Annotated in this window: 9 protein-coding genes; all 9 read right to left on the bottom strand. The window is 65.0% G+C overall.

Features of this window, described 5'->3' with window-relative positions; translation table 11 throughout:
• Positions 1–67: 67 nt before the first annotated feature.
• Positions 68–4186, bottom strand: coding sequence for a DNA-directed RNA polymerase subunit beta (gene rpoB, locus ACQR10_RS12330; protein WP_315800977.1), 4119 nt, complete (start codon positions 4184–4186; stop codon positions 68–70).
• A gap of 548 nt (positions 4187–4734) precedes the next feature.
• The gene (rplL, locus tag ACQR10_RS12325) at positions 4735–5112 is read right to left on the bottom strand and encodes a 50S ribosomal protein L7/L12 (protein WP_172108050.1); all 378 of its coding nucleotides are present in this window, start codon (positions 5110–5112) and stop codon (positions 4735–4737) included.
• Positions 5113–5172: 60 nt separating this feature from the next.
• Positions 5173–5691 (bottom strand): 50S ribosomal protein L10, encoded by a 519-nt coding sequence (gene rplJ / locus ACQR10_RS12320; RefSeq protein ID WP_316216038.1) that lies wholly within the window; start codon positions 5689–5691, stop codon positions 5173–5175.
• 686 nt (positions 5692–6377) lie between these two features.
• The gene (locus ACQR10_RS12315) at positions 6378–7025 is read right to left on the bottom strand and encodes an Isoquinoline 1-oxidoreductase subunit (RefSeq protein ID WP_315800978.1); all 648 of its coding nucleotides are present in this window, start codon (positions 7023–7025) and stop codon (positions 6378–6380) included.
• The gene (locus ACQR10_RS12310) at positions 7022–9205 is read right to left on the bottom strand and encodes a xanthine dehydrogenase family protein molybdopterin-binding subunit (RefSeq protein ID WP_316216037.1); all 2184 of its coding nucleotides are present in this window, start codon (positions 9203–9205) and stop codon (positions 7022–7024) included. Before ACQR10_RS12310 ends, ACQR10_RS12315 begins: the two co-directional genes overlap by 4 nt.
• 2 nt (positions 9206–9207) lie before the next feature.
• Positions 9208–9672 (bottom strand): (2Fe-2S)-binding protein, encoded by a 465-nt coding sequence (locus ACQR10_RS12305; RefSeq protein ID WP_172130827.1) that lies wholly within the window; start codon positions 9670–9672, stop codon positions 9208–9210.
• A gap of 214 nt (positions 9673–9886) precedes the next feature.
• The gene (locus tag ACQR10_RS12300) at positions 9887–10837 is read right to left on the bottom strand and encodes an NAD(P)-dependent oxidoreductase (RefSeq protein ID WP_316216036.1); all 951 of its coding nucleotides are present in this window, start codon (positions 10835–10837) and stop codon (positions 9887–9889) included.
• Positions 10838–10913: 76 nt separating this feature from the next.
• Entirely contained in the window at positions 10914–11606 is a 693-nt protein-coding gene (gene rplA, locus ACQR10_RS12295; protein ID WP_316216035.1) for a 50S ribosomal protein L1, read from the bottom strand.
• A gap of 6 nt (positions 11607–11612) precedes the next feature.
• Positions 11613–12041: a 50S ribosomal protein L11 gene (rplK, locus tag ACQR10_RS12290; RefSeq protein WP_012045056.1), complete on the bottom strand. Its 429-nt coding sequence runs from the start codon at positions 12039–12041 to the stop codon at positions 11613–11615.
• Between the last annotated feature and the right edge of the window lie 344 nt (positions 12042–12385).

The raw sequence follows: 12385 nt of genomic DNA, 5'->3' as shown, positions 1-12385 counted from the left end.
TGTCCTGACCCGCGGGGGAAGGCGCCGGCACCCGGCCGTCCGAGACGGCCGGGCCTGATCTCTTGACCTACTCGGCGGCTTCCGACGTCGGCGCCGGTCCGAGCTTGGAGTTGTGCAGGTCGACGTTGAGGCCGAGCGAGCGCATTTCCTTGACCAGCACGTTGAACGATTCCGGAATACCGGCCTCGAACGTGTCGTCGCCGCGCACGATCGCCTCGTAGACCTTGGTGCGGCCGGCGACGTCGTCCGACTTCACCGTCAGCATCTCCTGCAGCGTGTAGGCGGCGCCATAGGCTTCGAGCGCCCACACCTCCATTTCGCCGAAACGCTGGCCGCCGAACTGGGCCTTGCCGCCCAGCGGCTGCTGGGTGACCAGCGAGTACGGGCCGATCGAGCGCGCATGGATCTTGTCGTCGACGAGATGGTGCAGCTTCAGCATGTAGATGTAGCCGACCGTCACCTTGCGATCGAATGCATCGCCGGTGCGGCCGTCATAGACCGTCGACTGACCGGATGCGTCGAGGCCGGCGAGCTTCAACATCTCCTCGATGTCGGCCTCCTTGGCGCCGTCGAACACCGGCGTGGCGATCGGCACGCCGCGGCTCAGATTGTGACCAAGCTCGATCAACTCGTTGTCGTTGAGCGACTTGATGGTCTCGTCGTCGCCGTAGATCCGCTTCAAGGTCTCCTTCAGCGGCTTGACGTCCTGCTTCGACAGGTAGGCATCGACCGTCTGGGCGATACGCTTGCCGAGGCCGGCGCAAGCCCAGCCCAGATGGGTCTCGAGGATCTGCCCGACGTTCATGCGCGAGGGCACGCCCAGCGGGTTCAGCACGATGTCCGCATGGGTGCCGTCCTCGAGGAACGGCATGTCCTCGATCGGCACGATCTTGGACACGACGCCCTTGTTGCCGTGACGGCCGGCCATCTTGTCGCCCGGCTGGATCTTGCGCTTCACGGCGACGAAGACCTTGACCATCTTCATCACGCCGGGCGGCAGCTCGTCGCCACGCTGCAGCTTCTCGACCTTGTCGAGGAAGCGCTGTTCCAGCCCCTTCTTCGACTCGTCGTACTGCTTCCGCATGGCCTCGATCTCGGCCATCAGCTTGTCGTTCGGCGATGCGAACAGCCACCACTGCGACTTCGGATACTCGTCGAGCACCGCGCGGGTGATCTTGGTGTCCTTCTTGAAGCCCTTCGGACCGGAAATGCCCTGGCGGCCATCCAGCATGTCGGCGAGACGGCTGTAGACGTTGCGGTCCAGGATCGCCTGCTCGTCGTCGCGGTCCTTGGCCAGACGCTCGATCTCTTCCCGCTCGATCGCCAGCGCACGCTCGTCCTTGTCGACGCCGTGGCGGTTGAACACGCGGACTTCGACGATCGTGCCCTGCACGCCCGGCGGCACCCGCAGCGACGTGTCGCGAACGTCCGAGGCCTTTTCGCCGAAGATGGCGCGCAGCAGCTTCTCTTCCGGCGTCATCGGGCTCTCGCCCTTCGGCGTGATCTTGCCGACCAGGATGTCGCCGGCGCGCACTTCCGCGCCGATGTAGACGATGCCGGCTTCGTCGAGGTTCTTCAGCGCCTCCTCCGACACGTTCGGAATGTCGCGCGTGATTTCCTCCGGACCCAGCTTGGTGTCGCGGGCCATCACCTCGAATTCCTCGATGTGGATCGAGGTGAAGACGTCCTCCTTCACGATCCGCTCGGAGAGCAGGATGGAGTCCTCGAAGTTGTAGCCGTTCCACGGCATGAACGCGACCAGCACGTTGCGGCCGAGCGCGAGCTCGCCGAGATCGGTCGACGGACCGTCAGCGATGATGTCGCCCTTCTTGACGATGTCGCCCACCTTCACCAGCGGGCGCTGGTTGATGCAGGTCGACTGGTTCGAACGCTGGTACTTCATCAGCCGATAGATATCGACGCCCGACTTGGTCGGATCGAGATCCTCGGTGGCGCGGATGACGACGCGGGTGGCGTCGATCTGGTCGATCACGCCCGAGCGGCGCGCCGCGATGGCAGCGCCCGAGTCACGGGCGACCACGCCCTCCATGCCGGTGCCGACGAACGGCGCCTCGGCGCGAACCAGCGGCACCGCCTGGCGCTGCATGTTCGAGCCCATCAGCGCGCGGTTGGCGTCGTCGTTCTCGAGGAACGGGATCAGCGCCGCGGCCACCGAAACGAGCTGCTTCGGCGACACGTCCATGTAGTCGACCTTGTCGGGCGTCATCGGCACGACTTCGCCGGCATGACGGCAGACCACGAGGTCCTCGGTGAAGCGGCCCTTGGCATCGAGCGGCACGTTGGCCTGCGCGACGCGGTAGCGCCCCTCCTCCATGGCGGACAGATACACCACTTCGTCGGTGACGCGGCCGTCCTTGACCTTGCGGTACGGCGTCTCGACGAAGCCATACTTGTTGACGCGGGCGAACGTCGCCAGCGAGTTGATCAGGCCGATGTTCGGACCTTCCGGCGTCTCGATCGGGCAGATGCGGCCGTAATGCGTCGGATGCACGTCGCGCACCTCGAAGCCGGCGCGCTCGCGGGTCAGACCGCCCGGTCCAAGCGCCGACAGGCGGCGCTTGTGGGTGATCTCCGACAGCGGATTGGTCTGGTCCATGAACTGCGACAGCTGCGACGATCCGAAGAACTCGCGCACCGCGGCCGCGGCCGGCTTGGCGTTGATCAGGTCCTGCGGCATCACGGTGTCGATGTCGACGCTCGACATGCGCTCCTTGATGGCGCGCTCCATGCGCAAGAGACCGATGCGGTACTGGTTCTCCATCAGCTCGCCGACCGAGCGGACGCGGCGATTGCCGAGATGGTCGATGTCGTCGATCTCGCCCTTGCCATCGCGCAGGTCGACCAGGGTCTTGATGACCGCCAGGATGTCTTCCTTGCGCAGCGTGCGCTGGGTGTCCGGCGCATCCAGCTCGAGGCGCATGTTCATCTTGACGCGGCCGACCGCGGAGAGGTCGTAGCGCTCGGCATCGAAGAACAGCGACTGGAACATCGCCTGCGCGGAATCGAGCGTCGGCGGCTCACCCGGACGCATCACGCGGTAGATATCGAACAGCGCGTCCTCACGCGTCATGTTCTTGTCCGCCGAGAGCGTGTTGCGGATGTAGGGCCCGACATTGACGTGGTCGATGTCGAGCAGCGGCAGGTCCTTGTAGCCCTGCTCGTTCAGCACCTTGAACAGCTTGTCGGTGATCTCCTCGCCCGCCTCGGCGTAGATTTCGCCGGTCTTCGGGTTGACGAGATCCTCGGCGATGTAGTTGCCGAGCAGCTCCTCGTCCGACATGCGCAGCGCCTTCAGCCCCTTCTCCTGGAGCTGGCGGGCGGCACGGACGGTGAGCTTCTTGCCGGCTTCGAGCACGACCTTGCCGGTGTCGGCGTCGATCAGGTCGTTGACGGTCGAATAGCCGCGGAAGCGGTTGGCGTCGAACGGAACGCGCCAGCCTTCCTTGATGCGCTTGTAGATCAGCTTCTTGTAGAAGGTCGACAGGATGGTCTCGCCGTCGAGGCCGAGCGCGAACATCAGCGACGTCACCGGCAGCTTGCGGCGACGGTCGATGCGCGCGAACACGATGTCCTTGGCGTCGAACTCGATGTCGAGCCAGGAGCCGCGATACGGGATGACGCGCGCGGCGAACAGCAGCTTGCCCGACGAATGGGTCTTGCCCTTGTCGTGGTCGAAGAACACGCCCGGCGAGCGGTGCATCTGCGAGACGATGACGCGCTCGGTGCCGTTGACGATGAAGGTGCCGTTCATGGTCATGAGCGGGATGTCGCCCATGTACACGTCCTGCTCCTTGATGTCCTTGACCGACTTCGCGCCGGTCTCCTCGTCGATATCGAACACGATGAGGCGCAAGGTCACCTTGAGCGGCGCAGCGAAGGTCATGCCACGCTGACGGCACTCGTCGACGTCATATTTCGGCGGCTCGAACTCGTAGCGGACGAACTCCAGCATCGAGGTGCCGGAGAAGTCGGAGATCGGGAACACCGAGCGGAACACCGCCTGCAGGCCCTCATCCGGCCGCCCGCCCGTGGGCTCGTCCACCATCAGGAACTGGTCGTAGGACGCCTTCTGAACCTCGATGAGGTTCGGCATCTCCGCGACTTCCTTGATGTGTCCAAAGAACTTGCGAACGCGTTTGCGACCGGTGAATGTCTGCTGCGCCATCGTGGCCTCTCATTTCGTCGCCCGGAGGGGCGAACCTTCCGAAACAGCGGCTGCCACCGCCCCTTCGGGTTGAATTTCGATCCATTTCGAGGATCTGAGGCTCAAAGCCGGAACGGAAACGTCCCAGATCTGTTCTTCAGACCAGCAAAACGCAAAACGACGCGCGAGGCGCGAGGACGCACCCGCTCGTCACAACCATCTCGTCACGGACTGCAAAAGCCCGAAATTGCCTATCTCCCAGCGGCTTACGGACGGAGACGCCACTCCACCGATCAACCGGCTTTTCGTGCTGCCGACCCAATATGGGTTGACAATAATCGAGATTCGAGAGCGAAGCCCCCAAATCTCCACACTTTTCCGTGTTCAGCCCACAACAGACGGTTCCGTTGCACGCCTTTTGCAGTGATTCCGAGCCGCGCCCAATACCCCTGCAAAACTCCTTGTCCACATGATGACCGGGCGATGTTACCACCCGGCCATCATAATCTCTCGAAAGCCCCGGACCTGCCCATGGCAGCCCGGGGACTTCGTTCGCGTAATCGAAGCGATTACTTGAGCTCGATCTTGGCGCCAGCCTTCTCGAGCTGAGCCTTGATCTTCTCGGCCTCGTCCTTGTTGACGCCTTCCTTGACCGGCTTCGGAGCGCCCTCGACGAGGTCCTTGGCTTCCTTCAGGCCCAGGCCGGTGATGGCGCGGACTTCCTTGATGACCTCGATCTTCTTGTCGCCGGCCGAAGCCAGGACAACGGTGAACTCGGTCTTCTCTTCCGCCGGAGCGGCAGCGGCGCCACCGGCACCCGGAGCAGCGACGGCCACGGCGGCCGCGGCGGACACGCCCCACTTCTCTTCCAGGAGCTTGGCGAGCTCAGCGGCCTCGAGAACGGTGAGGGCCGAGAGGTCGTCGACGATCTTCTGCAGGTCAGCCATTGAAGTAGTTCCTTGATTTGGTTCGGTTCGAAACCAGGTTGTGAGTGTTTGCGAAGGGCGTCAGGCCGCTTCGCCCTTTGAGGCATGAGCCTGAATGACGCGCGCGACCTTGGCCGCGGGTGCATTGGCGAGCTGGGCGAGCTTGGTCGCCGGAGCCTGGATCAGGCCGACGAGCTTGCCGCGCAGTTCGTCCAGCGACGGCAGCGAGGCCAGAGCCTTGACGCTGTCGACATTCAGGACGGTTGAGCCCATCGAGCCGCCGAGGATGACGAACTTTTCGTTCGCCTTGGCGAATTCGATGGCAACCTTGGGCGCCGCGACAGGATCGTTCGAAGTTGCGATCACGGTCGGCCCCTTCAACAGGGAACCGATGCCGACGACGTCCGTGCCTTCAAGAGCAATTTTGGCGAGACGGTTCTTCGAGACCTTCACCGACGCGCCAGCCTGCTTCATCTGCATGCGCAGCTTCTGCATCTGGGCCACGGTGAGGCCGGAATAGTGAGCGACGACGGCAACGCCCGTGGTCTTGAAGACCTCGTGCAGATGCTCGACCGCCTCTTTTTTTGCCGCTCGTTCCACAGCAAGCTCTCTCCGGTTGGCGGCCTTCGCCCGAAAGCGGGACCGCCGGGTTGCACCCGCCGTCCCACCAAACCTGACCTCCGGACGGAAGAACCCGAGGACACGCAAGGCAAAACGGCGATGAATAGCCTGCCCTTCCGAAAGCCCCAGGGATCCCTAGGAGGCTCGCGGAGTGTCGAGGTTCGAACCAAACCTGCATGCCACCACGACGAAGGCAGTGGACATGCCGAAATCCGGTCTTCACCCGTCTATGCAGGCTGGATGATTAAGCCATTGAGGAAATTGGATTCCACGCCGGCGCCTGCAGTCTCGGACAGGATCGGGGTGATCGGCGGACCGACCTCCCCTGCGGCATTTTCGAGAGCAGAAAGATCCTTCTTCCTTCCGAGAAATCCAAACGGATATCCTCAAAAGGAATGCTGGCTCCTCTCAACTTTCGGAATGCGCGCACAGGCGCGCCAGCAACAGCCGGCCCGCCTGGAAGCCGGTTCTTTAACCGCTCGATCGCGACTTGCCAAGACCCCAAGAGCAAAAATCGCACCAGTTGGGCCATGCCGTGGAGCCGGGTAGGAGCCCCGTCGCCCGGATGAGCGACAGCCGGCGCGCTGGACGCGCGTTCGGAGATCCGGATGTCGCTGCGCTCATCAGGGCCACCGGGCATTGCGCGCGCAGGGCGCAATCCCGCCTCAGCCCTTCGGACAGGCCGCTCCGGCGTCGGCCCAGGCCTTGATCAGCTCGCCGAACTGCTTCTGGGTTCCCGGGGCCGGGGTCCGCCCTGCTCCCGGATTCCAGCCCCAGCCGACCAGCTCATCCTCAGCCATATGGTGAATCAGCTGCGCCATGGTCTTGCCGCCGTTGCGATTTGGATCCTTGATCTGTGCGCAGATCTGGCCGAGCGACTTGCCCTGCCAAGCCATCTCGATCGGAGCCAGCTGCCATTTGGGATTACCCGGCACGCGCGCCGCGTCGAAATTGGCCTCGTGGTGGCAGGTCGTGCAGGCGAGCCCGCCGGGCGCACCCATGCCGGCCTCGCCGCGGACCACCAGCGGCTGATGCGGAATCATCCTGTCGGTCTGGGTCGGCCGGTCGCCGGCCGGATGGCAGTTCATGCATCGCGGCGACTGCAGCACCTTTCCGGCCTCTTCGAACAGCGCCACGGCGCGCTCGTCCTTGCTCTTGATCCTGGCGAAGTCCGCCACCGGCTTGAGCCCGCCGGCGACGCGCGTCGCCTCGGGCGCCGCATCGGCGCGCCGCAGTGCCGGCAGGGCTACGATCGCAACCGCAGCCAGGCTGCCAGCGAGCAGCGCCATCGTCGCCGTTCTGAACAGGCTCATGCGGTGTCTCCCGGCCGGATCGGCAGTTGGGTGGGCCGCGGCAGACCTAGCCTGGCCATGGCGTTGGCGACGGCAGGTCCCAGCGGTGGCACGCCGGGCTCGCCGACTCCCGAGGGTTTCTCGGCCGACGGCACGATCGCAACCTCGATCTGCGGCATCTCGTGGATGCGCAGCGAGCGGTAGGTGTCGAAATTGCCCGACACCGGTCGTCCCTCGTCGAGCGGCTGCTGCGCATAGAGGATGTGGCCTAGCGCAAAGCCGATGCCGCCCTCCATCTGGGCGCGGATGATGTCGGGATTGACTGCGACGCCACAGTCGACAGCGCACCAGACCTTATGCACGACCGGTCCGTCGGCGCCCATCGACAGCTCGACCACCTGGGCGACGTAGGTGTTGAAGCTCTCGACCACGGCCACGCCGCGGGCGCGGCCCGCTTCGAGCTTGGCGCCCTTCCAGTCCGCGAGCTCGGCGACCGCCTTGAGCACACCGGCGTGACGCGGCTTGTCGGCCATCATCGCCAGTCGTCCCTCCACAGGATCCTGGCTGGCGGCTTCGAGCAACTGATCGACAAACGCCTCGACGGCGTAGCCGGTATGGGTGTGGCCGACCGAGCGCCACCACAGCACGGGCACGCCGACATCGACCTGATGCAGGTCGCAGCGGAAATTCGGCACCTGGTAAGGGATCTCGTTGGAGCCCTCATAGGCCGTCGAATCGAGGCCGTTCTTCATGGTCATCGCCTCGAACGGCGAGCCCTTCATGATCGACTGCCCGACGATCGTATCCGACCACGCCACGATCTTGCCGTCGCGGACCACACCACGCATCCGGTGCAGGCTGAACGGTCGGTAGTAGCCGCCGCGCATATCATCCTCGCGGGTCCACACCAGCTTGACCGGACGTCCCGGCCCGATCGCCTTGGCGACCTGCGCCAGCTCTGTGGCGACGTGGGTCGACTGCTGCGCCCGCCGGCCGAAGCTGCCGCCAGCGAGAATCGTCTTGAGATCGACCTTGGCGATGTCGAGCCCAAGCACCTGCGCGATCACGGCGTGATCAGGCGTCGGAAACTGGCTGCCATAGCGCGCCGAGGCGGTGTCGCCTTTCCAGTGAATGAAGGCGTTGATCGGCTCCATCGGCGCATGGGCCAGATATGGGAAGACGAACTCGGTCTCGATCAGCTTGCCGCCTTTGGCGATCTCGGCGTCAACGTCGCCCTCCTGCTTCACCAGTGCGCCCTGCTTTTTCGCGCGCGCGCGAAACTCCTCCAGCAGTTGCGCCGTCCCGCGCGTCTCCGCCTTGCTGTCGTCCCAGGAGATCTCGAGCAGGTCGCGCGCGGTCTTGGCCGGCCAAAAGCCCTCGGCATAGACGGCGACGCCATTTGGCACCTCCTTGACGTCGACGACGCCAGGCACGGCCTTCGCTGCTGATGCGTCGAACGAGGCCACCTTGCCGCCGAAGCGCGGCGAGCGCGCCACCAGCACGGTCAAGGTCCCCGGATCCTTGATGTCGAGCGTATACTCGGCCGAGCCGTTCGACTTCGCCACGCTGTCGAGCCGGGTCACGGCGCCTTCCTTGCCGATCAGCTTGAAGGCGGACGGATCCTTGAGCTGCGGGTCCGACGGCACCGGCTGCTGCATCGCCTTGGCGGCCAACGCGCCGAAACCGCTCTGCTTGCCGGAGGAATGTCGGACGATGCCTTTATCGACCGTGATCTCCTCAGCCGGCACCTTCCATTCGTCGGCGGCCGCAGCCACCAGCATCGCGCGCGCGGCGGCGCCGACCTTGCGCATCTGCTCGTAGGAATTGGCGATCGCGCTCGAGCCACCAGTGCCCTGCACCCCGAACAAGAGATTCTTGTAGAGCACCGGATTCGAGGGCGCGTGATCGGCGCGCATCTGCGACCAATCGGCATCGAGCTCCTCGGCCACCAGGGTGGCCATGCCGGTGAACGGGCCCTGTCCGAACTCGATGTGCTTGCAGAGAACGGTGACGGTGTCGTCCTGGCCGATCACCAGAAACGTGTTCGGCGCGATGTTGACGGACTTGGCCGCGGCGCCATCCTGCGCGTAGGCCACACCGTTGCTGGCGACATAGGTGGCGAGCACCAGGCCTGCGCCGGCTTTCAGGAGCGAACGCCGGGACAATGCGGTTGAGGCAGCGGGCTTCACATATGCATTCATCGTCAGCCCTCCAGCGACTTGGCGGCGGAATGGATCGCAGCGCGGATGCGGACATAGGTCGCGCAGCGGCAGATGTTGCCGTTCATCGCCAGGTCGATGTCCTGGTCGGTGGGCTTGGGATTGAGGCCGAGCAGCGCGGCCGCGCTCATGACCTGCCCCGATTGGCAGTAGCCGCATTGCGGCACATCGTGCGCGGCCCAGGCCTTCTGCACGGCGACGGCTTCCTTGGAGGTCAGCCCCTCGATCGTGGTCACCTCGCTCTTTCCGACCGCCGAGACGGGCAACGAGCAGGAGCGGACGGTCTGGCCATCGACATAGACGGTGCAGGCGCCGCACTGCGCGACGCCACAGCCATACTTCGTGCCGGTCAACCCGACATTGTCGCGGATGGCCCAGAGCAAGGGAGTTCCGGGATCGACATCGACCTGATGCTCGCGCCCGTTGATCTTCAATGTGAACGCCGCCATTGCCGCCCTCGCTGTCTTTCGTTCGACAACGCGAGTTAGATGCATTCGAGAATGGCTCGCAATTCACAGAGCCGTGCAGTGCATCAAAATATTTCTGCACCGGCGCGGAACGATCCGGCAGCGACGGAGCGAGATCCGTAGCCCGAATGAGCGGACGGCTGCGCCCGAAAGGGCGAAGGCGAAGCTCATCCGGGCTACGACACGCGTCCTGCGGCTACTTCACCGGATGCGGCATCGGCTCGCCGGCGAGGAACGCGGTAAGATTGGCGACCACGCAGGCCTGCATGGCGACGTGCGCCTCCCTGGTGTTGCCGCCGATATGCGGGGTCACCACCACGTTCGGCAGCATGGTCAGCTCATCCGGCGCATGCGGCTCGGTTTCGAACACGTCGAGGCCGGCGCCGGCGATGGTGCCGTCCTGTAGCGCCGCCAGCAGCGCGCGCTCGTCGATGACGGAGCCGCGCGAGATGTTGACGACATGGCCGTCGGGCCCCAGCCGCTTCAGGAGCCCGGCGTTGACGACGTGAGTGGTCTCGGTGCTGGCACGGACCGCGATCATCAGCACGGTGCACCATTCGGCGAGCGCCTCGAGGCTCGGAAAATATTGATACGGCAGGTCGTCGTAGCGCGTGCGGCTGAAATAGCCGATTTCGGTCTCGAACGCCGCGACCCGGGCCGCGATCTTGCGGCCGATCTCGCCCATGCCGTAGACGCCGACCTTGCAGCCGGCGAGGCTCGGCGGCGGCTTCATCAGCGGCGATGGTTTTGCGGACACCCAGCCGCCGTCGCGGACGTAAGCGTCTGCCACCATCAGCCGCCGCGTGCTCGCCAGCATCAGCATCACAGCGACGTCCGCGACCGCCGCGGCATTGGCGCCCGGGCTGTGTGCGACGGCGATGTTACGGGCCGCGGCCGCCTTCAGGTCGACCCCGTCATAGCCGGTGCCATAGCAGACGATCGCCCCGAGCGCCGGGAGCCTGTCCATGTCGACTGCGCCGAGCGGCGTGCCGCCGGCCGTGATCAGCGCCCGGATCCGCGCGACCTCGTCCGCCGGAAAAACCTCGTGCGCCGGCTTGCCGCCGCTGTCGAGCAGTTCGAAGCGGTCGGCAAAGCGCTGGGTCAGCGACTTCGGCAGGCGGGAATAGATCAGGACCTTGTCGGGCATGGCGGCAGGCACTCCAAATGCGAAGGGCGGGATCGATGAACGATCCCGCCCTTCTAACTAACCTATGCCCGGCCGCTTACGCGAGCACGGTGCCCGGCTCGACCTTGACGCCGGGGCCCATCGTCGAGGACACAGCGACGCGCTGGACGTAGGTGCCCTTGGCGCCGGCCGGCTTGGCCTTCACCACCGCATCCGCCAGCGCCTTGATGTTCTCGACCAGCTTGTCCTCGGCGAACGAGGCCTTGCCGACGCCGGCCTGGATGATGCCGGCCTTCTCGACGCGGAACTCGACCGAGCCGCCCTTGGCGCCCTTGACGGCACCGGCGACGTCCATGGTCACGGTGCCGATCTTCGGGTTCGGCATCATGCCGCGCGGACCGAGCACCTTACCGAGACGGCCGACCAGCGGCATCATGTCGGGGGTGGCGATACAGCGGTCGAAGTCGATATTGCCGTTCTGCACCTTCTCAACCAGGTCCTCCGCGCCGACCACGTCGGCACCGGCGGCCTTGGCTTCCTCGGCCTTGGCGCCGCGGGCGAACACGCCCACGCGCAGCGTACGGCCGGTGCCGTTCGGCAGCATGACGACGCCGCGGACCATCTGGTCGGCGTGGCGCGGATCGACGCCGAGGTTGATCGAGACCTCGATGGTCTCGTCGAACTTCGACACGGCCCGCTCCTTGATCATCTTGATCGCGTCAGCAAGCGGGTAGAGCTTGGTGCGGTCGATGCCCTCGCGGGCCTTCTTCAGACGCTTTCCGATAGCCATGGCCGCTTACCCCGCAACTTCCAGACCCATCGAGCGGGCGGAGCCCTCGACCATCTTCATGGCCGACTCGATCGAGTCGCAATTCAGGTCCTTCATCTTCTTCTCGGCGATCTCGCGCACCTGCGCCTTGGTCACCTTGCCGGCCTTGTCGCGACCCGGGGCCTTGGAGCCCGACTGGATCTTGGCGGCCTGCTTGAGGAAGTAGGACATCGGCGGGGTCTTCATCTCGAAGGTGAAGGACCGGTCCGCATAGATGGTGATGACCACCGGGATCGGGGTGTTCTTCTCTTCCTTCTGGGTCTGCGCGTTGAACGCCTTGCAGAACTCCATGATGTTGAGACCGCGCTGACCGAGCGCGGGGCCGATCGGGGGCGACGGGTTCGCCGCGCCGGCCGGCACCTGAAGCTTCAGGTAACCGGTTACTTTCTTTGCCATTGGGATTCTCCAATGCGCTCGCGATCTTGCCTGAAGCGAACGCAACGCCTTGGGGCGACAAAACCCGTCAGGCGAGGTTTGGGACCGTGGTCCGGCGCGCTTGACCCGGCTGGCAACGCCGGTCACGCCTCCCACGAACGAAATCGCCCCCCGATCGGAGAGCGAAGCGCGCCCGATACACGAGATCGGACGAAAAGGAAAGGGTTGAGGGCAAAGCTCCCTCCTCCCGTCATTCCGGGGCGCCCGCAGGGCGAGCCCGGACTCCATAGCCACAGGGTGCCGCGTGAGGCACGCTGGAGCTGGCACTTCGCCGTCCCATTCCCGATCGAGGCTATGGATTCCGG

The organism is Bradyrhizobium sp. HKCCYLRH2060, assembly GCF_051168135.1.
In the GTDB taxonomy this organism is placed as follows: domain Bacteria; phylum Pseudomonadota; class Alphaproteobacteria; order Rhizobiales; family Xanthobacteraceae; genus Bradyrhizobium.
The sequence above is the reverse complement of the archived record's forward strand: the minus strand, read 5'-3'. Positions and strand labels throughout refer to the sequence as shown.